This is a genomic window from Haloferax mucosum ATCC BAA-1512, from assembly GCF_000337815.1.
GTDB lineage: Archaea > Halobacteriota > Halobacteria > Halobacteriales > Haloferacaceae > Haloferax > Haloferax mucosum.
The window spans coordinates 68750-95503 of record NZ_AOLN01000010.1 but is presented as its reverse complement, the minus strand read 5'-3'; the positions used below and the strand labels follow the sequence as shown (position 1 = coordinate 95503).

The 26754-nt window shown below is 57.9% G+C and carries 24 protein-coding genes and 1 pseudogene; 8 read left to right on the top strand and 17 right to left on the bottom strand.

Annotated features, from left to right (window positions below; translation table 11 throughout):
* Position 1: 1 nt before the first annotated feature.
* The 9 genes from C440_RS06130 to cbiT are packed head-to-tail and all read right to left on the bottom strand — an operon-like array spanning position 2 to position 7090.
* Entirely contained in the window at positions 2–1216 is a 1215-nt protein-coding gene (locus C440_RS06130; RefSeq protein WP_008319331.1) for a CbiX/SirB N-terminal domain-containing protein, read from the bottom strand.
* On the bottom strand, positions 1216–1884 hold the full coding sequence (locus C440_RS06125; protein ID WP_008319329.1) for a hypothetical protein: 669 nt from the start codon (positions 1882–1884) through the stop codon (positions 1216–1218). Before C440_RS06125 ends, C440_RS06130 begins: the two co-directional genes overlap by 1 nt.
* Positions 1881–2132 carry a ferredoxin gene (locus tag C440_RS06120; protein ID WP_008319328.1) on the bottom strand — a complete coding sequence of 84 codons (252 nt, stop codon included), beginning with the start codon at positions 2130–2132 and terminating at the stop codon, positions 1881–1883. The genes C440_RS06125 and C440_RS06120 overlap by 4 nt, the downstream gene beginning before the upstream one ends.
* Position 2133: 1 nt before the next feature.
* Entirely contained in the window at positions 2134–3174 is a 1041-nt protein-coding gene (cobJ, locus tag C440_RS06115) for a precorrin-3B C(17)-methyltransferase (RefSeq protein WP_008319325.1), read from the bottom strand.
* Between the two features lie 2 nt (positions 3175–3176).
* On the bottom strand, positions 3177–4028 hold the full coding sequence (locus C440_RS06110) for a precorrin-3B C(17)-methyltransferase (RefSeq protein ID WP_008319324.1): 852 nt from the start codon (positions 4026–4028) through the stop codon (positions 3177–3179).
* Positions 4025–4987, bottom strand: coding sequence for a cobalt-precorrin 5A hydrolase (cbiG, locus tag C440_RS06105; RefSeq protein ID WP_008319323.1), 963 nt, complete (start codon positions 4985–4987; stop codon positions 4025–4027). Before cbiG ends, C440_RS06110 begins: the two co-directional genes overlap by 4 nt.
* The gene (locus C440_RS06100) at positions 4984–5829 is read right to left on the bottom strand and encodes a cobalt-precorrin-4/precorrin-4 C(11)-methyltransferase (RefSeq protein ID WP_008319321.1); all 846 of its coding nucleotides are present in this window, start codon (positions 5827–5829) and stop codon (positions 4984–4986) included. Before C440_RS06100 ends, cbiG begins: the two co-directional genes overlap by 4 nt.
* Positions 5826–6533 carry a cobalt-factor II C(20)-methyltransferase gene (locus C440_RS06095; protein WP_008319319.1) on the bottom strand — a complete coding sequence of 236 codons (708 nt, stop codon included), beginning with the start codon at positions 6531–6533 and terminating at the stop codon, positions 5826–5828. Before C440_RS06095 ends, C440_RS06100 begins: the two co-directional genes overlap by 4 nt.
* Positions 6533–7090: a precorrin-6Y C5,15-methyltransferase (decarboxylating) subunit CbiT gene (cbiT, locus tag C440_RS06090; RefSeq protein ID WP_049915428.1), complete on the bottom strand. Its 558-nt coding sequence runs from the start codon at positions 7088–7090 to the stop codon at positions 6533–6535. Before cbiT ends, C440_RS06095 begins: the two co-directional genes overlap by 1 nt.
* Positions 7091–7255: 165 nt before the next feature.
* Here cbiT and C440_RS06085 point away from each other — a divergent pair, with 165 nt between their 5' ends.
* The 5 genes from C440_RS06085 (at position 7256) to C440_RS06065 (ending at position 11608) form a co-directional block, all read left to right on the top strand.
* The gene (locus C440_RS06085) at positions 7256–7909 is read left to right on the top strand and encodes an energy-coupling factor ABC transporter permease (RefSeq protein ID WP_049915425.1); all 654 of its coding nucleotides are present in this window, start codon (positions 7256–7258) and stop codon (positions 7907–7909) included.
* Positions 7906–8178 carry an energy-coupling factor ABC transporter substrate-binding protein gene (locus tag C440_RS06080; RefSeq protein WP_008319312.1) on the top strand — a complete coding sequence of 91 codons (273 nt, stop codon included), beginning with the start codon at positions 7906–7908 and terminating at the stop codon, positions 8176–8178. Before C440_RS06085 ends, C440_RS06080 begins: the two co-directional genes overlap by 4 nt.
* Positions 8162–8926, top strand: a complete 765-nt coding sequence (gene cbiQ / locus C440_RS06075) for a cobalt ECF transporter T component CbiQ (RefSeq protein WP_008319310.1) — start codon at positions 8162–8164, stop codon at positions 8924–8926. Before C440_RS06080 ends, cbiQ begins: the two co-directional genes overlap by 17 nt.
* Entirely contained in the window at positions 8923–9636 is a 714-nt protein-coding gene (locus tag C440_RS06070; protein WP_008319308.1) for an energy-coupling factor ABC transporter ATP-binding protein, read from the top strand. The genes cbiQ and C440_RS06070 overlap by 4 nt, the downstream gene beginning before the upstream one ends.
* A 292-nt stretch (positions 9637–9928) precedes the next feature.
* Positions 9929–11608: a PKD domain-containing protein gene (locus C440_RS06065; protein ID WP_008319306.1), complete on the top strand. Its 1680-nt coding sequence runs from the start codon at positions 9929–9931 to the stop codon at positions 11606–11608.
* Positions 11609–11681: 73 nt separating this feature from the next.
* Here the strand turns inward: C440_RS06065 and C440_RS06060 are convergent, their stop codons facing one another.
* Positions 11682–12890 carry a hypothetical protein gene (locus tag C440_RS06060; RefSeq protein ID WP_049915423.1) on the bottom strand — a complete coding sequence of 403 codons (1209 nt, stop codon included), beginning with the start codon at positions 12888–12890 and terminating at the stop codon, positions 11682–11684.
* 124 nt (positions 12891–13014) lie between these two features.
* Between C440_RS06060 and C440_RS06055 the strand changes: the two genes are divergently transcribed.
* Positions 13015–13275, top strand: a complete 261-nt coding sequence (locus C440_RS06055; protein ID WP_008319302.1) for a hypothetical protein — start codon at positions 13015–13017, stop codon at positions 13273–13275.
* 16 nt (positions 13276–13291) lie between these two features.
* Here the strand turns inward: C440_RS06055 and C440_RS06050 are convergent, their stop codons facing one another.
* The 3 genes from C440_RS06050 to C440_RS06040 form a co-directional block, all read right to left on the bottom strand.
* Positions 13292–13609 carry a hypothetical protein gene (locus C440_RS06050; protein ID WP_008319300.1) on the bottom strand — a complete coding sequence of 106 codons (318 nt, stop codon included), beginning with the start codon at positions 13607–13609 and terminating at the stop codon, positions 13292–13294.
* Between the two features lie 72 nt (positions 13610–13681).
* On the bottom strand, positions 13682–17914 hold the full coding sequence (locus C440_RS06045; RefSeq protein ID WP_008319297.1) for a hypothetical protein: 4233 nt from the start codon (positions 17912–17914) through the stop codon (positions 13682–13684).
* 1452 nt (positions 17915–19366) lie between these two features.
* Positions 19367–20023, bottom strand: a complete 657-nt coding sequence (locus tag C440_RS06040; RefSeq protein WP_161605917.1) for a twin-arginine translocation signal domain-containing protein — start codon at positions 20021–20023, stop codon at positions 19367–19369.
* A gap of 1162 nt (positions 20024–21185) precedes the next feature.
* On the opposite strand from C440_RS06040, the gene C440_RS17050 reads away from it, so the two are divergent.
* Positions 21186–22124, top strand: coding sequence for an ABC transporter permease (locus C440_RS17050; RefSeq protein ID WP_008319293.1), 939 nt, complete (start codon positions 21186–21188; stop codon positions 22122–22124).
* A complete protein-coding gene (locus tag C440_RS06035; RefSeq protein ID WP_049915421.1) occupies positions 22124–23026 on the top strand; it encodes an ABC transporter ATP-binding protein in 903 nt (300 codons plus the stop codon). The genes C440_RS17050 and C440_RS06035 overlap by 1 nt, the downstream gene beginning before the upstream one ends.
* A 237-nt stretch (positions 23027–23263) precedes the next feature.
* Here the strand turns inward: C440_RS06035 and C440_RS18035 are convergent, their stop codons facing one another.
* From C440_RS18035 to C440_RS17685, 4 genes and pseudogenes are all read right to left on the bottom strand, one after another.
* Positions 23264–24031 carry a transcriptional regulator FilR1 domain-containing protein gene (locus C440_RS18035; protein WP_241432002.1) on the bottom strand — a complete coding sequence of 256 codons (768 nt, stop codon included), beginning with the start codon at positions 24029–24031 and terminating at the stop codon, positions 23264–23266.
* A gap of 447 nt (positions 24032–24478) precedes the next feature.
* The gene (locus tag C440_RS06030) at positions 24479–25948 is read right to left on the bottom strand and encodes a M23 family metallopeptidase (RefSeq protein WP_049915419.1); all 1470 of its coding nucleotides are present in this window, start codon (positions 25946–25948) and stop codon (positions 24479–24481) included.
* A gap of 211 nt (positions 25949–26159) precedes the next feature.
* Positions 26160–26282 (bottom strand): annotated as a pseudogene (locus C440_RS18030) (IS5/IS1182 family transposase); the annotation flags it as partial.
* A 176-nt stretch (positions 26283–26458) separates the two neighbouring features.
* On the bottom strand, positions 26459–26632 hold the full coding sequence (locus C440_RS17685) for a hypothetical protein (RefSeq protein WP_008319284.1): 174 nt from the start codon (positions 26630–26632) through the stop codon (positions 26459–26461).
* Positions 26633–26754 lie beyond the last annotated feature (122 nt).

Genomic DNA, 26754 nt, shown 5'->3' with positions numbered 1-26754 from the left:
GTTAGAGTGATTGGTGTACGAGGTCGGAGACGATGCGGTCCCGTTCGAGATGGGACGAAACGATGCGTTCCGTGTCGTCGGGCGTCACGCCGCCGTACCAGATGCTATCCGGGTAGACGGCGACGATTGGCCCGTCGCCACACTGCCCGAGACAGGAACTACGCGAGACGTGGACGTCGCAGTCGTCCGACTTCCGCGCCTGTTGTCTGAGTTGTTCGAGAACCGTCGCCGCGCCGCTCGCGGCGCACGTCTGGTTCGTACAGACGGCGACGTGCTTGCCGGGTGCGTCGTGGACGTGCGGGTCGTCGCCGACGTCGCTTCGGTCGGCGTGTTCGGCCTGATGGACCAGCGAGCGAAGCATCGCACGCGCCCCGCCGTGGTCGTCTTCGTAGCCCGACAGTTCGACTTTGTACTTGCAGGTGTCACACGACATTTCGACGCTTCCGGAGCGCGCTTCCCGACAGCGGTCCGCGAGCACGTCAACGAGTCGGTCGTCGGTGCCGAGCGGCCCGGACGCGCCGGCAGTGACGTACGGGTACTCGCCACCGAAGGTCTCCGTCTTGTCGATGATTCGCTGGGTCAACACGCCGTCGCCGAGCATGTACGGGAGGACGACGACCGCGTCGGGACGGTCTTTTGCGACGGTGTGAAGCGTCTCTTCGAGGCGGGGCGAGGTCACGCCGATGAACGTCGATTCGACGCGCGTGAACTCGCGGCCCTCGTACAACAGGCGCGCGAGTTTGTGCACGTCGCCGTTCGAATCCGGGTCGCTCGACCCGCGCGCACAGAGCACGACCGCAACGTCGTCGTCGCCTCGTTCGACACCGAGGTCGGCTTCGACACCGCGAACGCGTTCGTCGAGCAGGTCAACAATCGACGGATGGATGCCGAGGTGCGACCCGAAGTGGAACGTCATGTCGTCGTGTTTCGTTCGGGCGACTTGGACCGCCATCGGCACGTCGTTTTTGACGTGGCTGGCGGCGAAAAGCGACAACGGAACGACGGTCAGACTCCGACAGGTCGGTGCCAGCGTCTCGATGGCATCCGCTATCGACGGTTCGGCGAGTTCGATGTACGCCGCGTCAACGGGGAGCGAAAGGTGGCGTTCGAGTTTGGAGGCGAGCGTCCGAACCTGTTCGTTCGATTTCTCTCTGCGGGACCCGTGTCCCACGAGGAGTACCGCGTCGTCGTCGAGTGATGTCTGCTCGGTGTGCATCAGTGTTCTACCTGTTCGAGGCTTCGGGTCAGTTTTCGACGCCGCGTCGGCGCGAACAGGTGGGTCTCGTCGCTTCCGTCGTAGACCCACCGCCCGAACGGGGCCGCGGCGGCGTCGTCGATGCCGAACCAGTAGCCGCCCGAGGAGGTCTCTTGAACGTCGCCGGTCGGCGCGTCTACTGGACAGGTGTCGAGTAGGCGGTCGATTCGCTCCAGCAACGCCCGGTCGTCGTGGACGAACGAGATACCGACTGTCCCGCTGGCGGATTTGAAACAGACCGTCCCGCAACTTTCGAGCAGGCCCCGAAGGAGTTGCTTCCGGGAGTCGTCGAACACGTCGAATCGGTAGCCACCGGCGTCGTCGCCGACTGGGAGACCGAACGCGCCGGTCGCGCTTGCGACCACGTCGCCTTCGATTGTCACGAGGTACTCGTCTTTCGTCCGGGTGACTGAGGTGTTGTGCGCGTAAGGGCGTTCTGTCACCTGCTGGTCGATATCGCCGCCGCCCGCGATTGTTGCGATTCGGTCGGCACAGGTTTCGTCGCTCGTGTGGACCGTCGCCACGTCGGATTCGATGTCGTCGCTTCCGGCGACGTGGCCCCACAGATAGGCCGTCTCGGGCGTACTCTTCAGGAGGTCGTCAGCAGGCCCGAGGTCGGGAGTGCTCACGCGTCCACCTCCCGGACGGTAATCGCGTCTGGTGGGCACGCTCGCGCCGCGAGGGTCGCGTCTTCGATGTCGCCTTCGACGGTCGCAACGACGCTGTTTCGCTCGTCGTCGCGGACGACTTCGACTACGCCCTCTGCGTCCACGTCGATTGTGGCGAGTCCCGCGTCGTCTTCGACGAATCGGCTATCGCGGGTGAGACACGCGAAGATGCCGTCGCAGGCCGTTCGGTCGATTTCGATTTCGAACATCTCAGTACTCGTATTTCTGCTCGTAGCCGCGGGGCGTCACCATCCGGTCGTCCCAGACGTACGTCTCCTCGTTGCCGACGAGTAGCGTCGTCGTCATGTCCACGAGGTCGGTCTCGCCGAGTTCGGGGAGGTCTTGCAGTTCGACGATTTCGACTTCCTCGTCGTCGCGGCCCGCGCCGTGGACGATTCCGACCGGCGTCTCGGGGTCGCGGTGTTCGAGCAGAATCTCGCAACACTTCTCGTAGTTCGACCGCCGCTTGCGACTCCACGGGTTGTAGATGACGATGGTGAAGCCCTCTTTCGCGGCCGAGTGCAGACGCGACTCGATGGTCGGCATCGAGGTCAGGTGGTCAGAGAGGCTGATGGTAACCGTGTCGTTCACGAGCGGCGCACCCAGCCGGGCCGCACAGGACTGTGCGGCGGGGACGCCGGCGACAACGTCGAAATCGACCATGCTCGCGGTCGCGCCCTTCGATTCGAGGATTTCGAGTGCGAGACCGGCCAGCGCGTAGACGTTCGGGTCGCCGCTCCCGACGATTGCCACGTCGTTGCCGGCGAGCGTTCGGTCGATTGCTTCTTCCGTTCGGGAGACTTCGCCGCACATCGGCGTCGAGTAGATGTCCTCCGCGCCTTCGACGATGTCGTCGGGGAGGAGTTCGATGTAGGTGGTGTAGCCGACGATGTGTTCTGCGTCTCGGAGCGTCTCTTTCGCCAGCGTCGTCATCTCACTCGCACGGCCGGGACCGAGACCGACCGCGACGAGTTGGCCGGGTTCGCCGTCGAAGTCGTCGATTGTCGCTTCGACCTTCTCGTCGGTCTGTTTCTTTTTCGACCCGCCGCATTTGGAACTCGAACTCGACGTGGAGTCCGTCGATTCCGAGGACCCGCCACACTTTGAAGACGAGGATTCGGACGAGTCCGTCGATTTCTCAGCCGACTTGCCGCCGCACTTCGAGGCCGACGCCTCGGCCGAGTCGGTCGTCTTCGATTCCGTCGTCGTTCCGCCGCACTTCGATTCGGATGCTGTGTTGCTGTCGCTCATGGTTAGAAGTCGTCAACGTCGCGCCCGCCGCGGGGCGTGACGAGGTACGTTTCGTAGTCGTTGCTCCACGGTTCTGTCTCGTGGGTGCCGATGAGAATCGACGTGCCCATCCCGCCGACGTCTTCGTCGTGGGATTTCGCGTCGCCGAGGGTCGTAATCGAGAAGGCTTCGTCGTCCAGATTCCGCCCGGCTTCGCCCCGGCCGGCGTCGTTGAAGATACCGACCGGAACGTCGTCGGCGCGTTCCTCACGGACGATGTCGATGGCGCGGGTGTAGTTTCGCCAGCAGTTGTACAGGACGATGACGAAGTTGCTGATGGCGGCCGCGCGCAGTTTCTCCTCGATTTCGTCCCACCCGCGCCACTTGTCGGACAACGAGATGGTACAGAAGTCGTTCGACAGCGGCGCGCCCATCATCGCCGCGCCGCCGAGGGCCGCGGTCACGCCGGGGACGATTTCGATTGGCACGTCCGTCGCGTCGTCGGCGTCGGCCATCGTGAACACGAGGTCGGACTTGCCGTAGACGTTCGGGTCGCCGCCGGAGACGTGCGCCACGTCTTCTCCCGCGCGAACTCGCTCGAAGGCCTCGCGGGTCAGTTCGACCTGCTGACCCATCGACGACCGGACGACCTCCGGACCGTCGTCGCTGTCTTCTGGCGGGAGTGTGTCGTCGTCGCGGAGGAACTCCTGATAGAGGTTCGACGCGACCACGCAGTCTGCTGTCTGGATGACTTCCTTGGCGCGTTGGGTCATGTGCGCCGGGAGACCGGGACCGATGCCGACGACGTAGAGGGTGCCGTAATCGTCGGGGGCTTCCTCGGGGCTGTCTGTCGTCGTCTCTGCGCCTTCGCTCATCGTCCCACCGCCACGGTCACCGCGTCGTCGTAGCGCTGTTTTTCCACGACCAGTTCGTGGTCACGGCCGCCAGCAATCGCGCTCGCTTCGGCGATGCCCGGCCAGCCGATGAGTTCCTTCGACCGCGACGGCGTCGGGCCTTCGAACTCGGTCAGCGTCTCTTTCTCGAAGTAGACGACACCCGAGCCGATTTCTTGGGCGGCGTCGAGCATGCCGGGTTCGTCAGCCTTTCGCGTGCCGGTTGCGACGAAGTCAACGTCGTCCCAGTCGCAGTCGGCGTCGTCGAGAGCGCGTTCCCACGCGGTCAGGAACTGTTCTTTTTTCGCGCCGGAGACACTTCCGGTCCCGAGGACGACGCCGTCGTCGCCGTTTCGCTTGAGGACGGTCACGTCGTCGTCGACGAGGACGGCTTTCGGGCCGTCGAGTCGAGCGACCGGCCCGAGTTCGTCGTTGAGGACGGCGAGGTTCGTCGCAACGGTCGAATCGCCGTTGACGACGTGCGTATCGAGTGCCTTCGCCTTGCTCTCGACGCCCTGTTTTCCGGCCGCCTCGGAGGCGGTCGTCATCGCTGGGACGGCACCGAGCTTCGAGAGGTCGTAGGCGACCTGATTCGCGCCGTGGTGCCCGCCGGTGAGCGGAATCGCCCACGTCAATTCTTCGTCCACGACGACGACCGCGGGGTCGTCCCACTTGTCGTCGAGGAGGCCAGCGGTCTTTCGCATGGCGATGCCGCTCGCCATGAGGCCGACGAAACAGTCGTATTCGCCCCAGTGCTCGGCGAACACGTCGCCATGGTAGGTCAGGATGTCGATGCGGTCGTAGTCGTCGGCGAGGTCACGTTTGATTTTCTCGGCCGTCTCCAGCTTTCGCTCGAAACTGACGATGCCAATCTCGCGTGCGACCTCTCCGTCGCTGTCTGGTGTTTCACAGTGTCCACTTCCGGAATCAGAATCACTCATTGTACATCACGCTCCTGTGTTTCAGAATCGGGGTCGGGGTCGTCGTTCGGCGCGTCGCCGCCGCGGGCCCAGTCGCCGTAGAGGAACGACCGCTCGTAGTCCGAGCCAGTGACAGCGTCGCCAATCATGACGAGTGCCGAGGCACGGTAGCCCGCGTCTTCGACCTTCTCGCCGATGGTTTCGATGGTGCCTTCGATAACGTCCTCGTCCGGCCACGAGGCGTGATAGACGACCGCGACCGACGTGTCGGGGTCGTGACCCTCGCCGAGGAGACGGTCCATCGTCTCCGCGACGGCGTGGGTGCCGAGGTAGATACAGACCGTGGTGTCGCCGAAGCCGACGAAGTCGCTGATGTGGTCTTCTTCGGCCGTGAGCGTCCGACCCTGCGGTCGGGTGAAGACGACGTGGTTGGCGACTTCGTTCAGCGTCAACTGCGTTCGGAGCGTCGCGCTCGCGGCGAACGCGGAGGTGACGCCCGGAACGAGGTAGGTCGGAACCCCTTCCTTCGCCAGTGCGTCCATCTGTTCGAGTGCGGCCCCGTATATCGCCGGGTCGCCGCTGTGGAGTCGGACGACCGTCTCGCCGGACTCGTAGGCGTCGGCCATCAGCGGAATCAGCTCTTCGAGGTCCTTGCCGACGCTGTTGACCTGTTCGGCGTGGTCGCAGTACTCGTCTAAGAGTTCGCTGTTGACGAGCGACCCGGCGTGAACGACGAGGTCCGCTTTCTCGACGAGTCGCCGCCCGGCGACGGTGAGGAGTTCCGGGTCCCCCGGTCCAGCACCGACGAAGGGAATCCCCTCCTCGTCGGTGAAGCCGGTGTCTGCGTCTCCGTCGACCGTCACGCCGACCCCTCCGAGTCCACGCCGTCGAACTTCGCGGTCGCAACGTCGCGTTCGATACCTTCCCGCTCGGCGTAGGCCAGCGTGTAGTAATCGCGCTCTTCGAGTTCTTCTGGGTCGGTCGTGACGAGTGTCTCGCCCTGTTCCATGAAGAGCCGGCGACCGAATTTCACGTCGTATCCGGCGTCAGTTAGTCCCTCGTAGGTCGCGGGGGCATCGGTGACCTTGAACAGAATCATCCGGTCGGGACCGGTCGGGACCGCTCCCTTAGCGGCTTCGCGGAGTGCGAGTCCGGTTCCCGACTCGATTTCGACGCCCAGCGCGGTTGCGAACGCGGTCATCGCGCTCACACCGGGCACGACTTCGAGGTCCACGTTGGGGTGGAACGCGTCGAGCGTCCGGCGGAGATGTCCGAACGTGGAGTAGACGTTCGGGTCGCCGAGCGTCACGAACGCGATGTCGCCGTCGTGAGCGCGCGTCGCTACTTCGGCGGCGGCCTCCTTCCACGCGCGTCGGAGTTCGTCCGGGTCGCGCGTCATCGGGAAGTCGAGGTCGCCGATTCGGTCTTCGGGGACGTGATTCAGTGCGACCGTCCGCGAGAGACGTCCCGGCGAGTAGACGATATCGACCGATTCGAGGATTCGCTTGCCTTTGACGGTCACGAGGTCGGCGTCGCCGGGACCAAGTCCGACACCGTAGACGGTCATCAGTCCAGCCCTCCGGCGTCGCGTCGGCCGACGATGATGTAAACCGGGTTGTTCGACCGGAAACTCGTCGCGCCGGCGAGTTCGTAGCCGTGGCTCACCTGCATCTGGACGACCTCGTCGAGGAGGTCGCGCTCGCGGAAGGCTTCGATGGCCGCACCGGTCGGTTCGACCCGTGAGACGTTCATGACGATACGGTCCACGTCGGTCTCGACGGCGTGGTCGAGCACGGCTTCGAAGTTCCGGCTTCCGCCGACGAACATCGCGTCCGCGTCTTCGGGGAGACCTTCGGGAGCTTCGGCTTCGCGGAGCGTCACGTCTGCGCCGTAGTCGTTCGCCGCGAGATTCTTGCGGGTCACGTCCAGTCGCTTTTTCTTTCGTTCGACAGCTGTCACTCGACTGACTCGCTGTGCCGCTTCGATGCTCACTGAGCCGGTACACGACCCAACATCGACGAAGTGGTCCGTCGGACGCAAATCGAGCTTTTCGAGCGTGACGGCTCTCACCTCCGTTTTGGTGGGTCCTGCTTTGGCGTCGTGAGGGAGCGTTACGCGTGGCATTCGAGTCAATCATTCTACCGGGTTCTGAAAACAATTATGCTTGTAGTACTCCAATCGAGTTTTCGCAACATCGCTGACGAGATTATTAAACCTCACTTGCTGTAAGGCAATCATAATTGATTTATGGGTTCGTTTTCGTCCTATGAACACGGAGCGACATCACTCATGCACATCATGGAAGGGTTCTTGCCGCCGTTTTGGGCGATTTTCTGGACCGTGGTTGCCCTCCCGGTCGTCGCCTACGGCGCGAAGCGAACCCTCACGGCTGTCAAGACAGACACGAGAACGAAAGCCCTCATCGCGGTCGGGACGGCGTTCGTGTTCGTCCTCTCGGCCCTCAAACTTCCGTCGGTGGTCGGGAGTAGTTCCCATCCGACTGGGACCGGCGTCATGGTCGTCCTGTTCGGCCCGGCGGTGACCGCCTTCGCCGCGACTATCGTCCTCCTCTACCAGTCGTTGCTCCTCGCCCACGGCGGATTGACGACGCTCGGTGCGAACGTCACGGCGATGGGAATCGTCGGCCCGTTCGTCGGGTGGGCCGCCTACCGACTCGTTCGGACGCGTCTCTCGCTCGAACAGGCGACGTTCGTCGCCGCCGTTCTCACCGACTGGGTGACGTATCTCACAACGTCGATTCAACTCGGGTTGGCGTTCCCCAGTGACGCCGGTGCCCTCTCGTCTGCGGCCGACTTCGCCGCGGTGTTCGCCGTCACGCAACTCCCAATCGGGATTTTCGAGGGACTCATCGCGGCGGCGATGGTCGGCTATCTCGTCCGCGTCGGGTCGGTCACGAAGGAGCGACTGGGGGTGACGGCATGAAACGACCGCTCGCAGTGGGCGTTGTCGTCGTCTTTGCCGTCATTCTCAGTACGATGGTCGTCTCAGGATTGGGTGCGACGGACGAGCAGGCGGTCGCAACCATCGAAACCAAAGCACCGAACTACAGTCCGTGGGCGAGTGCCGTCTGGGAACCACCGGGAAGCCACGGCGAACTGGCGTTTTTCGCCCTCCAAGGCGGTGTCGCGGCGTTCGTCCTGACGTACTACGTCGAACGTCTCCGAGCCGGGACACATGCAACAGACGCTTGAGCGCGTTCAAGCCGATGCAACCCCGCTCGTTGACGGTCCGCTAACGGTGTACTTTGTCCTCCTCTCGCTGTTTTTGACTGCGACGAGCGGCCGGATTTCGTCGTATGTGACCGCAATCATCGTGTTCTCGACACTGACGTTTCACGCCGTCGGTCGGTCCTACGTCACCTTCCTTCGGTATCCGATTTGGTTTCTGGTTCCCAGTCTCGCGCTCGTCGCGCTCGTCACGCCGGGACCCACGTCCGCTTTCCAGTACTGGATTTTCGATGTCTCTGAGGCGGGCGTTCAGCTCGCGGTGAAAACCGGACTCCGGTCGATAGCGTCGCTGTCGGTGCTCTCGTTTCTGGCGCTCACGACGACGGTTCCGCAACTCGTGTCGGCGTTGCGGGCACTGGGTCTTCCCGACTCGATCGTCGAGTTACTGCTGTTGGTCTACCGCGGGATTCAGGTGCTCGTAGACGAGTCGATTCGGCTGTACACCGCCGCGAAGCTACGCGGCGGCTTCTCCTCCCGACGTGCGACATTTCGAACGACGAAGCACGTCGCCGCGTCGTTACTGTTGAGTTCAATCGACCGCGCAGAGCAACTCGATGTATCCATGCGCTCGCGGTGCTACGACGGCGCTTTTCCCGTTCGGGACTACGACAGTCGCGGCCACGCCTATGCGCTCTGCTCGCTCGCCGTTCTGTTGTTCGCACGATTTGGAAATCTTTCGGCCGTCACCGCTCAATTCGGGGGTCTCCCGTGATTCGTACTGACGGCCTTCGGTTCGGCTACGACGACAGACCCGTACTCCGGGGCGTCGATTTCCGTGCCGAATCGGGCGACGTTACTGTCTTGCTCGGACGCAACGGTGCCGGAAAATCGACGCTTCTCAAGCAGTTCAACGGGTTGTTAGAACCCGACGACGGCCGCGTCGTGGTCGATGGCGAGACGATTCAGTACGACGCCGATAGCATCGCGGTCCTTCGCCAGACGGTCGGATTCGTGTTTCAGGACCCCGACGACCAACTCGTCGCACCGACCGTCGGACAGGACGTCGCCTTCGGACCGACGAACCTCGGTATCGATTCGACCGAGGCCGTCGAATGGGCGCTCTCTCGCGTCGGTCTCGACGGCTACGAAGACCGCCTCTGTAGTCGCCTGAGCGGCGGCGAGAAAAAGCGCGTCGCGCTGGCCGGCGTCCTTGCGATGAAGCCGTCTACCATCATTCTCGACGAACCGACCGCGGGTCTCGACGGCGACGGCACCCGCGCGCTCGTAGAGTTACTCCGCGAACTCACGAACGAGGGTATCTCGGTCGTCGTCTCGACACACTATCCGGATTTCGCCGTCGCCGTCGGCGATTCGTTTTCGCTCCTCGACGACGGGCGGATTGCACACCGAACGTCGTCGTTCGACGAGATTCCCGCACGGAACTACGGTCTGCGGCAGTTCGATTCTGCTCGAAATAACTAATTCAGAACCACTAGCTGAATTGCCGTGGCCCGATACTCTGGATGCTGAATACACGTCATACCGAAGTACCTCGTCTGTGGAAATTGAGCGGATTGACATCGGCTCGGCGGCCTCTCAACTCGTTTATCACGGCCACAAACCACCCGATGGAACGATTAAAAATAATTGTGTAGTAACATTTTTGGTATGGGTTTAAATACGTTATTTCATAATAGTTTATACTAATCCGGCGTTGGTACGTGATGGAATCAGCCCGCACGACGACCAATACCGGGCGATTCCGGAGATAACGATGAAACAAAACCGACGCGACTACCTGCGCACTGCATCTGCACTCCTCACATCGGCCGCCGGTGTGAGTGTCGCGGTATCCGGAGCGGAATCACCACCTCAATGGGACCCCGACGCCACCTACACGGGCGGCGACCGCGTCGTCTACGACGGCTACATCTGGGAGGCGAAGTGGTGGACGAAAGGCACAGAACCGAGCGTATCGAGCGGCAGTCCATGGAAACAGATCGGCGAGGCTGGCGGCGGCACGACGCCCGAAGCAGTTATCGAGACGAGCGCCGCGACCGTCTCCGTCGGCGAGACCGTGACGCTCGACGCCTCGAAATCGACCGGCGACATCGCTACCTACGAGTGGGTCGTCGGCGGCAGAGACCCCGTCACCGGCGTCGAGACCTCGGTACGCTTCGACAGCACCGGGTCGTATACGGTTACGCTGACCGTGACGACCGCCGACGGCACTACCGCGACCGCCGAGACGACAATCACCGTCGAATCGGCTGGTGGCTCTCCCGGAGAACTCACGCCCGAAACGACGATTGCGGAGTTCTTCCCGAACTACCAAGAGCGGTATATCCCGGACATCTTCCTCGACTTCATGCCCGGGAGCAACGACTCCGGGGGCGGTGTCGGCGGTGGCGGTTCGAGCACCGTCAACTGGACCGACGCCGAAAAGGCGGCCGAGTTCGACGTTGACCTCGACGCGATTCGAAACAACGTCTCCGACGGGTCGCTGACTTTCGGCGCACTCGGGACGCAGGCGCTCGACTGGGCCAAGCAGTTCCGTGCCGAGGGACTGCCGGACCACGCCGTCGCCCAACTGCTCCCGCGTTTGATGCTCTTGCCCGACAAGACCGAAGACCCGACCTTCCAAGGTGCCGGCCGGTCCGCCGCGTGGGACGAAACCGCCGGTCCGATTCCGGCCAGCAACGACCCTGCTCTCTTCTATCAGGACCAGTGGCCCACCGACGCTCGAAACGAAAAGGATGCGGAGGTCAAAGAGCGCGACCGGGTATACTTCCAGGCGCAAAACGACCCCACGTGGTCGGACGACTTCGACTATCTGAACAACTACGACAGCGCGCTCCTCGACACGCTCCAGAACAACACGCATCCGGCTACGGGTGAGCCACTGGGAGGAGACCGCTTCACCGCAAACGCGCCTATGGAGGCGAGCGCCGAGATTCACGGGAGCGACTGGTTCTGGTACCAGGTGTTGCTGTTCAAAAACACCAGTCCGGTACCGTATCACCTCGACGGGGCCGTCGTCTGGTGGCTCGGCCCGGCGAACTTCGGCAAGACGATGGCCGCCGGTGCGTACAACAACGAACAGCGCCCGAGACCCGGATACGGGCACCCACAGCGCGACATCGTCGAAATCACGCTGGAGGACAAACACGTGCCCGCGGCGTACGCCGATATCGACTCGACGCTCTCCGCGTACGCCGTCCGACTCGCCTACCACGACTCGCCGTACAACATGCGGACTGCCTACCCCGGCCAGTACTGGTCGCTGGAGGTCAGCGTCGGCGAACCGCTCATGAACAAGTTCGATACGTCGGCAAAACGCCAGCGTATCGTCGATATGATGGCCGAGACGGCCCACGTCGAATTAGAGACCGACATGGACCTCAACGACGACGTGGTGGACGCCATCGAACTGTACAACCGCGTCGGCAACTAACGACCGTCCGCGGTTTCAGCACTCGCGGTATTTGGTGCTGAACACCACTCGATTCTGCCCGTCCCACCGGCAACTAGGTGAGAAAGCCGACCCAGCATTGTCTGTGTTCCGGGCTTTTCGAGCGGTCGCGTTCGTTGTACACGACGAACAGCCCGTTTCGTGTTGGAACGAGGCGGTCAACGTCGGCGTGGTGGCTTGCTATGGGGTATCCTGCGGGACCACTGGGGACAGAAGCGACGAGTTCAGGTGCCGAATCAGGAGCGCGGACGACGAACCGATAGTCCGTGAGTGCCCCGTCGGCATCGAACCAGGCGAGCCACGGGAGAGAGCCGTCACCGCAGAGTGCAGTTCCCGAAAGCAAGAATCCGTCGTCAAGTGCGATTGCGTCACGACCGAAATTGCTGGTCGCCGCGAATCCGGTGGCTCGGTCGAGCAGGATTTCGCCGTCGGAATCGATGACGAGCAGTCTGGCGTCGTTCGCATCTGAACCTTCCCAGGCCTTCCCGGCGATGACGCTTGCACCAACATGGGGTTGGTCACTGTCCATAGCGTCGTTGGTGTCTATGTCTTGCTCGTGGGGCGCAATGCTGTCGAGCGTGTCGAAACTCCCGGTATCGGCGTAGTAGTACTCGCTGTGTTCTTTGGTCCCGTCAGATGAAATCCAAGTAACAGACGAGCCGCCGACGTATCTGAGTCCGCCCCTTTCGTCGGCGACGAGCGACTTACAGTCGTTGCCGGCGTACCGTTCACGCCAGTGCTCGGTACCGTCGTCGGCGTCGGCGGCGAGGAGCCACTCTCTGGTTCCGTAGACTCGCTCCCAGGACCCCGGCGACCGTCGGGAGTAGCCGCCTGTTTGGCCGCCGGCGACGACGCCGCCCGGGGTCGTATCCACCGTCTCGAAGCTGTCTCCGGAGCCGAACGGGTACTCTCGTTCCCAACGACGGACCCCAGCTCCCGTCACGGACGCCAGCCAAGCCGGCGGCTCTTCCTCGGACTTTTGTGTGTTAGCCGACAGGCTCTTCCCAGCGACGATTGGACCATCTGGGGCCGCCGTGACGGCTCTCGGTCGCCGCGTCCGGTCCCAGTAGAACTCCCAGTCAACGGTTCCACGTGGACTGAGTCGCTGCAGGAAGCCACCGAATCTGTCGCCAGTGCGGTCTCCCACGTCGTACCATCCGACTGCGTACAGTCCATCGTCACCGGTCGGTACGGCATCCGTTACGAACCGTTCACGCTCGGAGCCGAGGCGGGTCCACCACTGCACTATCGGCTCGTCTCTCATCGCGCACCGTCGCGTGCTGTCCCATCGACTTGGCGGAAAGACATGCCGAAACAAGTACATAGCGAGCCCAAAAGACTTCGCTTCTCTCGGAACTGTTTATCCCGTGCCGCCCCTCGACCGACCAATGCGAGTCCTCGACCGGAAACGATACTCCTACGTCTTGCTGGCCTGCGACGGGGAGGTCATTCTCACGTTCTTACTCGGCGGTCCCATAGAGCGCGACGTCTCCGTACGATTGACATCCGCGGAGGTCACTGCAATCGAAGCCGGTGACTCGTCGGCCGCCGATCTGGTCGAGAAATTCAGTGCCGACCGTTCGACCTACGAAGATAGACGAGTTATACCGACGGTCTGGCCCGGAAGGGACGATGCCCCCGGAACGTAACCTGCCAGCCGTGTCGTCAGTGTTCTTCCGTTTCGAGCGCCGTGTGTTTGTTCAGCAACCGGACGAAGTCTCTTTCCTCGACTGCAGTCAGTGACTCGTGGCTGGAGAGTTCCGCGAGAAGCCACTCGCCGGCACAGGTCTCGATGAATTCGGCCCACTCCGCGACCCGGAACGTCTCGAAGTCGTAGCAGGCACCACCGAGACCGTGGCCCTTGCCCTGAAACAGGTTGACCGCTTCGTCCTCGAAGGAGAGCCTGAGTTCTTTCGGCCACTCGGAACTGTGGGGACTGTCGGCATCGCGGTCCGGGCTGGAGATGACGTAGTAGGTTGCCATGAGTGGGTGAGTCGTTCGCTGGTGGACGATTCGAGACTGTGTGTCGAAGCCCCCAGCGTTCGTGGAGGCGGTCTAGTCGACTGTTTCGTCGGATTCGAAGGCGGCCGCGGCGAGGTCGTCGCCCACGACTTCCCGAAGCCCGTGGTCGAGTCGAACGGCGTAGTCCGCGCTCGCACGTGGATTGGCGGTCGAGAGTTCGTTTACCGACCGTTTGAACGTCCGCTCGAGCGTGCCGTCGCCCCGAACGATGCCAGCGTCGGCCGCGGTTTCGATGGACGCACAGACAGCGGTGACGTAGGCTTCGACCTGTTCGAACGGTTCGCTACTTCTCACTCCTTCTACGACGATGTCGGCGTACACTTCCTCCAAGAACTCTGCAGGGTCATCGACGCTCGCGCCAGCGGCGAACGCGCGGAGTTCATCGTCGAGGCGTTGCCGCCACGCCGTCGCGTCGTCCTCGACCGCTTCGACCGTATCGACGTAGGCGCGAGTATACACGGACGCGACGAATTCGGCCGGGTCCCCGGGCACCGCTCGCGTTGCAGTCGCCTCGATTCGTTCTGTGACGACCTCCAGCCACGTCTCTACGTTCGTATGGCCGCTGTTGGTGCGACCGACAACAGCGAGTGCTCGGGCATAGAGCCGTTCGAAGATACCGGCCCGCTCGATGCCGACCCACTCGAAGTCGGCCCGCTCTTCGGCCGCGGCGAGGACTTCTGTAACGCCGAACCTGACTTCGGCCGGTTCGGCCTCGACAGTGAGCGCGAGTGCGGTTCCCCAGACGGAACTGACGTAGTTCACGGGGTGTGGTGGGTTATCCGCCGCCGTCGCGCTACTTTCGACCTGCGAGAGCACCGCCTGCACCAGACGGTCGTGCGACCGGTTGCCGATATCGCCCCGCGTCACTACTGCTAGGAGGACCGCCGCGTCAACCTCCGCGAAGGCGTCGAACCACTCCATCTTCGTCGACCCGTCGATCTCCCAGCGGCATTCACGGAAGGTCCTGACAAGCGAGGTGACCCACTCCCGGGAGACGCTCGCCTCCCCGTCGGCCGCCCAGTTCACTGCGGCATCGCCAAAGACGCCATCTAAGAACGAGATTGGGTCAGTGACCAAGTCTCCCGTGGTTGCCACCGTCTCGATGCGGTCGGTGAGCGCTTCGAACCAGACACGCTCCCGCCGTGGCGAGATTCCGGACGCCGAATCGCGTTCCCGCCGTCGTGACCCCGTGGCCGACGAACCGTCGTCGAGTCCGCGCACGCGGGTTGACAGCGCCTCGCGGTAGACCGCCGTCAGGAATCGCTCTCGACGGGCCGTCTCGGTGGCCGCGTTCCGGGTTACGGACTCGTCGTACAGTTCGACCCAGTCCTCGAATCGTGGCGAGTCCGAAAACGGAAGCGCGCCGATTTCGTAGGGACCGTCGTTGACGCCGTCAGTGTTCTGCTCGACGCTGGCAAACGCCGCGAGGCCTGCCGCGTGGAGGTCAGCACGAACCGTCCACTCCTCGGCATCGAGGTCCGACGACGCGACAGTGTTGACGAGTCGGTCGCACGCACCGAACAGTCGCTCCGCACGGTCGAACTTGCGGTCTGCGACGATGCGCCGGACGGCCTGCCCGTAGACTTCGACGACGAACGCCACGGGGTCGTCGAGGTCAGCGGTCGTCGCAGTTCGGCAGAGGTTCTCACCGACAGCCACCAGCCAAGGCTCGATCCGGTCGTCGGGACACTCGTGTTCGAATACCCAGAAGCCGAGTGCGCCAGTGTAGGCGTGCCGGAGCAACTCCGCTCGATTATCCTGACGCTGCATGAACGCGACCGAGTCTCTGACCTGGGAGCCAAGCACGTCTACCCACGTCGAGAGGTCGGCGAGTGAACACGCCGCGCCAGCGACGGCTCCGATTGTGGACGCGAAACTGTTTCCGATGACGAACGCCGCGAATCCTTCCTCGTTGGTTGCGGCCGCCTGTTGGACGAGTGCGGCGACTGGCGCGAGCGCGTCGTCGGCCACCGTGGTGTCCGCAACGGTCTCGATGAGTCGCTCGGCCGCCGCACCGTAGACGCGACAGAGGAGCGTCAGTCCCGGTTCCTCGGAGATCGCCCCCGAATCGACCGTTCTGTGGAGGACCTGATCGACACACGCGAGTGCGCCGTGATTCGGTCCGGTCCCGTCAGTTGGCCACGCGAGCCGTGCCAGAGCGTTCGCAAATGCACTCACGAACGGTTCGCGGTCGCCGCCGACGGAGTCGCGTCCGTGCGGCGTCGCAGTCTCGTTCGTGAGGGCGACCGCACAGTCAGTAATTGCCTCGACCCACTCGTCAGTCGTGGGATTCTCGCTTGCCACTACTGCCATGGCAGTGCCGTAGACCGCTCCTCGGTAGCTGATAGCACCGTCGGTGTCGCTTCGATTCAGCCCGACGTCCCCGACGAGGTCGTCGAACAGCGCCAGCCACTGTTTTGCGGCACTCGGCCGCGCAGTCCGCGCGACGACAGCGATGGCATCGGCGAGCACTCGGCCCACAAACGCCGCGTCGAGGTCCTTGTCGGGGATGCCAGCGATTGCCGCCAGTGTACTCTGGTCCGTGATTCGATCCACGTCGAGCGTCAGACGGGACGGGCGTTGGGTGTCTGGCCAGTCCATCGCCGAAAGGAGGTCGTCGGCGACCGCTTGGGACGACCGTTCAGGTGCGGCCTCAGTGTCGCCCAGTTCGAATTCGGTTCGGTTACGCCAAGGGGCGACGTCGGCACAGCCGGTCCGGTCGGCGACGGCGTCGAACTGCTCGCGGAACTCGTCGTCACAGATGAGTAGTGCACCCGAACAGGTGCCGTCAGCGACCCACTCGACCAGCGTTCGAATCCCTGTCTCGCTCGTGACTCGTGCTGGCCCGGCACCATAGGTTGCGACCACGACCGCGTCCGGCGTGGCGTCGATGCCCGTGCTGATGTAGTCGAGCCGGTTGAGGTCGGAGAGCCTGACTGTCGCCCCCCACGTCGTGAGCTCCGTGGCGACGTTCGCCGCGAGCCGTCGCTTTCCGCTCGCTTTCGGTCCCGAGATGACGACGACTCCGCCATCGAGCGCATCGACGACCCTGTCGATGTCGCCCTCCGCCAGTCCGTCGTCCCTTTCGGGACCGTCGCCCGTGTTCGGAAACTCCCGCTTCGCTGCAGCCGCGTGTAACGCCTCTGGTCCCTCCCAATGCCAGGCACCGACGAGGAGAGAGGAAGCGTACTCGTCGGGTCCCGTTGCGACCTCGTCCAGTGACGACCCGATTGCTCGCATGCCAGCCCGAACCTCCGCGAAGGCGGCGCCCGCATCGGCGATAGCCGTCTCGGTCTCGGTGTGGGCCGCCAGTTGCTGACCGATCTGCGTCCGCACCGACTCGGACGCGAACACCCGAAGGTGATCGATCGTTCCCGGTGGGAGACCGAAGGCGATTTCGAGCGCCTCGGCCGCCCCCGCCAGCGGTCGATGGCGAACGAGCGGCTCGAACCACGCCGTGTCGTCGTCTGCGAGCGAACTCACAACGAGAGCGAGTGCGGTGGCGACCGCTGGCGACAGTGCGGCTGGCGCACGACCGACGCTTCCGACACGTGGATGGAGCGACGAGATTCGTTCGAGTGTCGCTTCACCGAGTGGCTCGACCGTGGTGTCACAGTCGCCGACCACCGCCCTGACAGCCGGTTCGACGAGCACCGTTTCGGACCCGTACTGCGAGAGCGAGAGGAAGGCCGCGGGTGTGACGGTCTCCTCGATAGTTCCGACCTGTTCTTGGAGTCGCTCGTCCTCGAACTCGTAGTTAGGATAGGTGATGCGTTCGACGAGCGACAAACGCGCCTCGTCACTCAGACCACTGACACTTCGATGGCTGGTTCGCTCGCGGATCTCGTCAATCGCATCGCTACTCTCTGCTGGCGGCGTCCGAACAACGAGTACAGAATCGACCCGCTCGACGATGTCACTGGACACGGGGAAATCGCTTCGGCACAGCCAGTCGAGGCTCCGTGGCCGTGTTACGAGGACTGCACCGCCGGGGCGAGCGAACAGGGCGTTCACGTTGGACTGCTCTCCGTCGGCCGAGTACGCTTCGTCACTTCGGCCACACGTCGCCGCGACGAAATCGTCGATAATCACGAGTTCGTCGTCTTCGACGGCGCTCGCCGCCGCAAGCCGTTCGACCGATGGGCCAACCCGCCGCACGTGATGTGATTTCCCGACGCTGGGTGCCCCGAGAACGAGTGTCACCTCGCCGGGTTCGACGACGTCGCACAGTTCGCTCGGTGTGACTTCTTGAATGACCTCTTTCATGTATTCTCCACGACCGACTCCGCCGATGACTGCGTCCGGATGGCAGACCCCGTCGAGTGTATGTGTTCAGTAGGGTTACTCGTGAGTATAATTGTTTACTGTTGACGGGCCATCGACGAGTCACTGGTTTTGGGAATTCTCTCATATTGTGCTCATTGACACGGGTTCCTGACTCGTCCCGTGAGGAGAGCTCGTGCTGTCTCGTCTTCGAGCAGCCCGGCAACGGTTTTCAGCGCCCCTTCCTCACTCACTATGATCCGGTTTAGTAGTATTCCTATTAGGTGTATATCAAGTACTCCACGCAGTGAAGTGACACCTAACAATCTATTGATTGGTCACATCTCAGTCGATACGGTATCTGCTCGGAGTTCTATCCAATTGAGACTGCATCACTCGCGGTCCGGTACCCTGTAGAGTGCTCTTCCAGCTTACGGATATCCTGTATGGTGATTACGGCACGGTTCGCATGAGTCAACTTTGAGAGTCCAACGAGGTCCATAGTGCAAACTGCGAAATTCAGTCTCGCAAAGAACGGAACTCCGTGGAAACGTACTGTTCACCGACTAAATTCTGGTTTCAGCCTTCACATCGGTTGTGTAACTTGTGCTATGATAATTCGCAGTTGAGTTCTAATTACTACTGACTCTGATTTCGCTGAATACTCCCCTACGGAATTCACGCCCTGTATGCAGCACGTCCTCTGAAACCGATCCCCGGTTGAGGATTTCAACAGGGACAACGAATTATTGCTTTCTCGGTGTCGAACGCTCTCGTCAAGCAGTTTTAGTGAGTACGTCAACTATATAATGACTATCATAACCCGATTGAGGCAACGCCGAGGTGGGCTGCGGACGATGAGACCGCTGTCAAAATCAATGACGAGTAACCTTGATTGTATAGTGCAATAAACACCATGCCAAGTTGGGTCTTAGCGTCGAGTTGTTGGACGTCATGGTACCTAACCGACTGCTGTGTCTCATCAACTCTTGGAGGAACACAATCTGTTATACGCTATGTATCTCGTTGATAGCATAGATATCAGACTTCACTCTCTCAATTAGGGGTGAGTGATCGGCTTGATTACGTCGAGTGAAATTGCATCGAAAGTGCTATGACTCCCTCAAAATCCTCGTCGGTCGGGTCTATAATCTGCGGTGAGTATTATGCGAGCGTCCGCAAATTTTTCATACAATTTGTGCAATGCGATATCTTCCAACAACTGCATTAATCGCTGGACGGTCGAACGCTGGTTGGGAACTTGACAGCAATTGACTATTAGATTGAACGGCTTGAATTCAATGATGTTAGTAATATTGCAATTAAATTTCACATATAATTTAGGAATAGATATGTGTTATTTACTGAACTCTGTATACTTAAAATTGAATTTAATATTGTTTAGCAGGGACTCACAAAGAAATGTATCGTAACACTGTAATTCCCACTAGTTACCTATAGTGGTGCCTTAGATTTGACTGTCTCTCCGTCTCCGTAGACATTCCCTTTGCAATCAAGTTCTGCAGTAACGGTACGACCAACCCCGACGAGTCTAAACTTCGCCTTCGCACGGTTGATGAAGTACGAGTCTTTTCTCACCCGATCATCAACCTCCTTTGAACCATTGACATATTCTGCGAGAGCACCGTGTGGATCCGCAGTAATAGTTGAACTTATCTCCTTGTAATCTTCACCATTATTATATTGCCAATCAATTCGATGCTTGAGGATGTATTCAGTCGTCGTATTCTGAACGCTTCCAACAACTTTGTCTACGTAGTCTTCACCTTCGTATCCTTGAATAGTAAATTTGTCTGCCGGTTTAGTTTTGACATCCTCATGAGACCACGAGATATTGGTCATTACATCCCCAATAGCGTCTACCTGTTCGTCGCTTAGTTTATTGATCTGTTCAATCGTATTATCTTGGGTATCTACCCACTCGATGTATTCGGCGACAGCATCCTTATCTGAAGGATCGAAGGAAGCATTACTACTTTTGTCTGCACTAACGATACTAGGTACCGCAAATGTGGCGGCAGCAGTGGCTGCACCTGCGGTTTTAATAAATCGTCGTCGGCTCTGCGAGTGATTAGGCTTTTCTGATACCATGTCGCGATTATACAGCATGGTGGCAGATAGTTAACATTAATTGGTGGAATAATGTCCCCCCACGCGAAAATATTGGCCTATGTGTATTTTTCATACTCTGGAAAATTTCTGCATCTCAAAATCAGCCCCTTATAAAATAAATCAAATATTGGTTTATTCTTATATTAGATATATTCCTTTTGGGATCTGGTCATCGCTATACTGTGGATTCGACTATGTTCCGGCACGTTTGAGGTTATGAACACATTTTAAGACGAGTGTGCGAAATTTCTAGTACTACGTTCGGCGCTACCGTGCGTTCGCTTGATCGTACAACGTGAAGACGATCTCACATCGATCATTGAATATCGAGACTCAATCGCCCACGCGCATAACATGCTGGTCAATGGGCTGGAAGGTGCGATGTTTAATCACGGTTTCATTCCTTCTTTTTGTAGTTTTCACGCAATCGAATCCATCCGTAGCCTTTGTCAGCGGCGAGTCTGCTGCAATGCAGGTAACCTAGTCGAGTTGTGTGTCATGGTCTTCCGGCCGTACAATGAACGTCTAGAACAGCTCGCGTTTGAGCATTGACGAGAGCCGTCGCTTTGGGTGTCTGAACGTGTAATTCGTGCAATAGTACCGTTTGCTAGTTCTCGCGGTCGAAAAAGTGGCATCAATAGAGGCATCAACACTCGCCATACCTTCTCTAAAATATATTAATAAGTTAGATATAATCAATGAGTAGGGATTGTTCCCCCTTCGCGGCAGCGTTTTTAACAACGTGACCGCTTTGTTTGTAAAGCGAGTAATTTTCGACATACACATCGCTGACTTTCCGCTTTACCTTCCAAGTTCTAACGCCGAAACCGACGCTGTCTAGTGATCCACAGGGCCTATTTTGTACCAAACTCTCAAGGAGACACAATATTACATACGCACGACACAGCGTACATTTGCACGGGTAGTAATGTTAATAGTCTGAAATATTATAAATTCGGCGGGAAGTGTTTACTATCCATAAACATCCAACAAAATAGATTTGAGGCATTATACTAGTCAACGTGCAAATCTATTAGATATGTGTTTATTGAACCATAGAAACCATTACTAAGAAGAGGTCTCACTGCTACCAGAACAGTTATTCCATACGACATGTAATCATGATGCAGGTCCTACAAGTATGCCCGGAAACTGGCAACCAATAGCAAGACGCGAGTTTAGAACCACTGTCAAGAGTCGATTTGTTTGGATTCTCCTAATCCCAATCGTACTTGATGGGCTATTGAATGTCATAACAAGTCAAACAGCTATACAACATCTGGGGAACCTTCGATATATTGCGTCATTTCAACGCGGCATTGGAATAATCACCCCAATTGCTTGTATTATCTTGGGAGCAAAAACTGTTGGAGGAGCACGTGGGGAGGGTTACCTCAAATACACAGCAATCCAGCCAGTCTCTCGAATAGGACTGCTCCTCGGGAAGGTTGTGGGCCGCGCAAGTGGTTTGATTGTGCCACTTTCCGCAGGAGTGTTCCTCGGCTACTTGCATGGCGTAGTGGGCGCAAATGCGCCCCCACTACTTCCAACAGTTGGATTTTGGCTTGCGAGTGTACTCTATGTTGGTACACTCATGCTCGCGATGGTCGGACTTTCTGCAACGTTTAAAAATGCTCTTGCACCCTCTGGCCTTGCTTTTATACTTGGTGGAGGGATGTTCCTTTTTTATGATAATCTACTCCCAATTCTATTGAAATCGATTTATGGTGTCGAAGAAGTTAGCTCTGGTACTAGCTTCGCTGTTAGCTCGGTACACTCGAGTGCTCCTTTAACAGTCTCAGCATTTTTAACTCGTCTCCTCCCTACGAACGCGTACTATACGCTCACAAATTGGACACTAGGGCTTCCAAATACGGATAGTTTGTCAATATTTGTAATTTATCAACTTACACCACAAGTTACAGCACTTGATGTAGTTCTACTTGAGAACGCTTTTGAGTCACAACCAGTCCCGGTTTATCTCCACCCACTTATGAGTGGGGCTGTACTAGTTTTTTTCTCAACTTTTGTCTTCGTTCTTGGCTATTACACATTCAACAACACCGACTTTAATCAATAATGACTGAAATAATATCCACAACGAACCTGGTGAAGAATTACGGAGATATTCGTGCAGTTGACGGTCTGAACCTCTCGATCGAAAGTGGTACAGTTTTTGGATTCCTTGGACCGAATGGTTCTGGGAAATCTACAACAATTGGAATGTTGTTGGGTTTGATTCACCCAACTGATGGTACGATGTGTCTTGCGGGGCATGATCCCCAAGTAGAACCTGTTTCAGTGCGTTCTAAGGTTGGTGTTCTCCCCGAGAACTTCACACCGTATCCATCTTTAACGGGTCGAGAACACATTAAATACATCTCACGTCTTCGTGGAGAAGAAATTGATCCCGAAGCTGCCCTTTCAGAGGTCGGCTTAGAACGTGCACAAGACCGTACTGCAACAGCATATTCAAAGGGAATGACACAACGACTTGGCTTAGCAATGGCGCTCATCGGCCGCCCACCAATTCTCATCTTGGATGAGCCATTTACCGGACTAGACCCGGATGGAGCACAACTTGTGCGAGACGTGGTAATGCGAGAACGTAGCCGAGGGACTACAACGCTCTTTTCAAGTCACATCCTCGGCCAAGTTGAGACACTCTGTGATGAGATTGGAATCATTTCACAGGGGACACTCGTTGCGGAGGGTTCAATGGCTGGATTGCAAAAAAAGGGAGAATTACTCACCCACACGACATTCAAGATCCAAGATCAGACAGACGACGCAATCGACTTATTAGACAGTTTGGAAATAGTTGAAAATGTGTCAAACACGGGCAGTACGATCGTAGTTGACCACGACTCGGAGAGTTCCCACCTAGACCTCGTACGTCAACTCCAAAAAAATGAAATCAAAATCACTGACGCCACAATTCAAACTCCCACTGTTGAAGACATTTATCGAGAGTTCACGTAACTCGTCAGGTATTTGTACCGAATATTGAACAACCGCTCAACGGCTACTGTCTGTTTGTGATTTCCTCAACTAGATTTTGTTCACCGAGTTCAGAACGCCCCACGTTCTAATGGGATACACGAGGGTATTACTATCGTGAACGTTACTACCAGATTATTCTCAAAATTCTGCCAAATTCGTCGCACAGTATTCGCTGAGTCGTCTACAAACTCGTAACGGTACAACTCAGAGTAAGTATTATATTTTACTAGTCGGTTCACAACCACTATTTTGTTTTTTAATATTATTGAATAGTTTTCGTGCCCTTTTTACTGCGTGTGGCGTTGTGTTGTTGATGAGACCAAGGAGCCCACCACTCTCACGGTGGACGCTTAACCAAAACTCTTGCGAGCCAATAATGATTAAACCAAACTGCGGTAGCCTTGCTGCCGTAGCAATCTCCACATCACTATTACGAAGTGCTGAATATTCTTTCCTATATTTATTTTTGAGTATTGTAATCAGATCCCTATGAATAACAAGTTCGATGGAACTACCATGGTTTAATCTTTCACAGATGAATTGGAGTTGTTGTGGAAATAAAATGGGGAGCAAGGCCTGGATCGGCTCATCATCTGGCACGCCTGAAATTTCCCTAAATGGTGCTGCTGGTGCGCGTTGGCTTGCCAACGTTACGTCTGAGCCATCTAACAGGTCCTGTTCAAGCTTAGACTCCCCTGGTAGAACAGAAAGGAGTTCACTTGCAGAATGAATTGCTTCGTATTCTTTAGACAATCTATTAAAATAATTGTAAGTTAGTCTCCCAAACCGAGTGAATTCACAATGCCGGCCATGACGAGAAAGAATGTTTTCTTCTTCGAGTTCCCTAATTGCGCGGTCAATAGTTGTTCGAGAGCTATCTAAACTCCCATACAACTCTCTCTTATCGCTAACACCGTTATCAATTTGTTCCAGAAGTTGATGCCGAGAAAGGATAACTTTCAGCGGGGACAGATGAGATGCCATACTTGTGAGCTGGTATACATTTTGTATTATAGTTTGATAATGGTTTCCTTTTATATTATTGATATTATTCTACTAGTGTTGCCTTGATAATTTGGGAAGTGATTGGTCTTTTGAGCAGGTTAATCGCAATCGTTTTTCATTTTCATGTTTAATTTCGTAGGTATTAATGAGTATAACACAAAAACAACGTAGATATCAGCTTCACAGAGAGTCCTGTTTTTGAGTAACCTTACTCACCGATAGTTCTCTCCAAAAGTATCTACTTACATCTCTCACCAGCTATCTAAAAATCAACGAGGTACACCAGTCTTTGGCGGGTACTCCCGCAAAGACTTCCAAATTCTACTATCGCTGTTGGTGTCTCACAGGTAGCCGCTGTTGTGACTTTGCTCGCAAAAGAGCACGTCCATCCATGTTGAAGCGTGGTGTTGTTTACCGGAGGTAGACCTAAACGAGACTCCAGCGGCCATACTCCCAAACGGCGGTGTACAGAACGAAGCCTATCGTAAACACACCTGCACCGACTGCGAGCGAACTGAACGAAGAGAACGTCCCCGAAGCGACAGATACAGCCAACAGCATTGCGGCCATACCTACTCCACACCCCTGGCTGAGCGATTTGAGACGCACGTGGCCGCCGTTCGAGAACTGTCGGACGACTTGATATACAAGCCCGAGGGTAGCGAGGACCGCGAGCGCGAGTACAACCGTCAGTCGTGACGGTGCGACAACCCCCACGACGGCGGTGACGAAGCCGCCGAGAGAGAGGCCGGTAGCGACCCGACTGAGGGTCCCGACGCGACTTAGTTTCGACGTATCGGTGGCGTCAGGAGAATCACCGACTGTATCACTCTCTCCCGACCTCATCTCGGGGACGTGTGATACCCGCTGGCCGACGTGGATGTGGGACCCGGGACCACCTTCCGGTTCGGTCCAGTCGGTGGACTTCACGACATCGACCCCAGGTGTGTCTACAGTCACGTCGTCGAACCGGACTGGTAAACCTGCCGCAACTTCGAACGCCGGATGGTCTTGCAGTTGAAAATGGAGATGTGGCTCTGACGAGTTCCCGGAGTGGCCGCATCGGCCGATCTGCTCCCCGCATTCGACGGTATCTCCCGGTTCGACCTCGATGCTTCCCGGGATAAGGTGGGCGAGGCAACTGTACTCCATGTTCGCGTGTCGAATCATGACACAATTTCCAGTGAGACTACGCTTGAGTGGATGAGAAAGCCCACCGGCTCGCTTGAGTTCCGGGTCACTATCGTGCACAGCAACGACAACCCCACTAGCAGGTGCGAGAACGGGTTCGTCATAGCAGTAGTAATTCTCGGTACTCGAATCGGTCCCCTCGGGACGGCTCCGCCCCGATTCGTCGGTGATGACGAAGTCGTAGGCGTAGCGCTGGGTCGCCGGAAACCACGAATGAGAGTACGCTTTTATCGGGCTCCCGTTGACGACTGTCCACGTTCCATCGACAGGAAGCCGATATCGCGTTGCCTGCGTGTATGTGTCCGGAGCGGGGAGTGACCCACGGTGTCTGATTCCAGCCACGAGACTCCCGAACAACTGCATCACGTCCTGCCGGAACATCCACGGGTTGAGCACCGAAAGTGGAACGCCGAGCAGAAAGGCGACCTGTCCGCGCCATCCGTCATTCATTTCGAGCCAGTCGCGCGGACCCTTCTCACCCTCGTCGAAGCCGAGTGATTGCTTGACCGTGGCACACAGCATCGATGCGAACGGCCACAGCGCGAACAGCCAGAACAGATGGAACAGCGTGAGTACCTCTAGTTGGGGGAACGCATCTCCGAGGAATCCGATGAACCCCAACAGTGTCAGGGAAGTCGGGCTGATAGACTTGACCCGCTCGCGGAGACGCGAACTAACTGACGTCGTATCTCTTACGTCCGACATATCGACAACTACGCTACACGTGAACCCGAATGGTCGTATGTGTTTTGTGGCCGTAACTCTAATACAATTCACACATTTGGTAGGCGTGCGCAGAATTCATGGCATGGTCGCTCGACTGGACTGACGCGACACCGACTATATATTACGTGTCACTTCCAGCGTGTTCGTCGATGATAGCGTTCGCTATCGTGTCAACGAAAACTACAACTTACCAGTACTGAATCGTCAGTTTCGTTCGCTTCGTGTAGTGCTTCGAGCCGCGACTGCGGTCGAACCTGAAAACATCGATGCCGACGACACTGTTGGTCGAGAGAAGCGTGACTGAGTGATTGAGAAAGCCCTGCCGAACACATCCCAAGGCGGTTGCACACCTCACATCACGTCGAGAGGGAGGAGTTCCCTCACGGCCGGGGACGCTCTGAACCCGAGGCAATTCGATGGATGTAGTGTGCTGAATATAGTGGATGAGTTCAGCAGGATACAAACGAAGATAGCGTTGAAAGCGTGTACTCAGCCACGCAGTTTTGAATATTCTTCGCGTCTCGCATCTTGTTTTCCTCGGTGGTAGAGCCAGAAGAAGACGAGTAGCGTCAGCGGGAAGAATATGATTGCGACGATAGCCAGTGGTGGAAAGAGGATAAAGAGCGCAAACGTCTTCCACGAAACGATTGTGTCGCGGGGCATAGTGAAACGTTGGTTGATAGAACGTTTAAATTTGAAGTGATCAACTCGCGCTGTACTCTGCACGGCCTTGACCCGATTATCCATCGGGGATTTCAACAGAGCCAACAGAGTCTAAATTTCTG

What these genes read in the sequence shown, in the direction of transcription:
- cbiT (WP_049915428.1), bottom strand. Translation starts at nt 7,090, where the DNA reads ATGCCACGCGTAACGCTCCCTCACGACGCCAAAGCAGGACCCACCAAA.
- C440_RS06065 (WP_008319306.1), top strand. Translation starts at nt 9,929, where the DNA reads ATGAAACAAAACCGACGCGACTACCTGCGCACTGCATCTGCACTCCTC.
- C440_RS18035 (WP_241432002.1), bottom strand. Translation starts at nt 24,031, where the DNA reads ATGGCATCTCATCTGTCCCCGCTGAAAGTTATCCTTTCTCGGCATCAA.
- C440_RS06085 (WP_049915425.1), top strand. Translation starts at nt 7,256, where the DNA reads ATGCACATCATGGAAGGGTTCTTGCCGCCGTTTTGGGCGATTTTCTGG.
- C440_RS17685 (WP_008319284.1), bottom strand. Translation starts at nt 26,632, where the DNA reads ATGCCCCGCGACACAATCGTTTCGTGGAAGACGTTTGCGCTCTTTATC.
- C440_RS06080 (WP_008319312.1), top strand. Translation starts at nt 7,906, where the DNA reads ATGAAACGACCGCTCGCAGTGGGCGTTGTCGTCGTCTTTGCCGTCATT.
- C440_RS06060 (WP_049915423.1), bottom strand. Translation starts at nt 12,890, where the DNA reads ATGAGAGACGAGCCGATAGTGCAGTGGTGGACCCGCCTCGGCTCCGAG.
- cobJ (WP_008319325.1), bottom strand. Translation starts at nt 3,174, where the DNA reads ATGAGCGACAGCAACACAGCATCCGAATCGAAGTGCGGCGGAACGACG.
- C440_RS06095 (WP_008319319.1), bottom strand. Translation starts at nt 6,533, where the DNA reads ATGACCGTCTACGGTGTCGGACTTGGTCCCGGCGACGCCGACCTCGTG.
- C440_RS06030 (WP_049915419.1), bottom strand. Translation starts at nt 25,948, where the DNA reads ATGTCGGACGTAAGAGATACGACGTCAGTTAGTTCGCGTCTCCGCGAG.
- C440_RS06130 (WP_008319331.1), bottom strand. Translation starts at nt 1,216, where the DNA reads ATGCACACCGAGCAGACATCACTCGACGACGACGCGGTACTCCTCGTG.
- C440_RS06050 (WP_008319300.1), bottom strand. Translation starts at nt 13,609, where the DNA reads ATGGCAACCTACTACGTCATCTCCAGCCCGGACCGCGATGCCGACAGT.
- C440_RS06055 (WP_008319302.1), top strand. Translation starts at nt 13,015, where the DNA reads ATGCGAGTCCTCGACCGGAAACGATACTCCTACGTCTTGCTGGCCTGC.
- cbiQ (WP_008319310.1), top strand. Translation starts at nt 8,162, where the DNA reads ATGCAACAGACGCTTGAGCGCGTTCAAGCCGATGCAACCCCGCTCGTT.
- C440_RS06045 (WP_008319297.1), bottom strand. Translation starts at nt 17,914, where the DNA reads ATGAAAGAGGTCATTCAAGAAGTCACACCGAGCGAACTGTGCGACGTC.
- C440_RS06110 (WP_008319324.1), bottom strand. Translation starts at nt 4,028, where the DNA reads ATGAGCGAAGGCGCAGAGACGACGACAGACAGCCCCGAGGAAGCCCCC.
- C440_RS17050 (WP_008319293.1), top strand. Translation starts at nt 21,186, where the DNA reads ATGCCCGGAAACTGGCAACCAATAGCAAGACGCGAGTTTAGAACCACT.
- C440_RS06035 (WP_049915421.1), top strand. Translation starts at nt 22,124, where the DNA reads ATGACTGAAATAATATCCACAACGAACCTGGTGAAGAATTACGGAGAT.
- cbiG (WP_008319323.1), bottom strand. Translation starts at nt 4,987, where the DNA reads ATGAGTGATTCTGATTCCGGAAGTGGACACTGTGAAACACCAGACAGC.
- C440_RS06040 (WP_161605917.1), bottom strand. Translation starts at nt 20,023, where the DNA reads ATGGTATCAGAAAAGCCTAATCACTCGCAGAGCCGACGACGATTTATT.
- C440_RS06120 (WP_008319328.1), bottom strand. Translation starts at nt 2,132, where the DNA reads ATGTTCGAAATCGAAATCGACCGAACGGCCTGCGACGGCATCTTCGCG.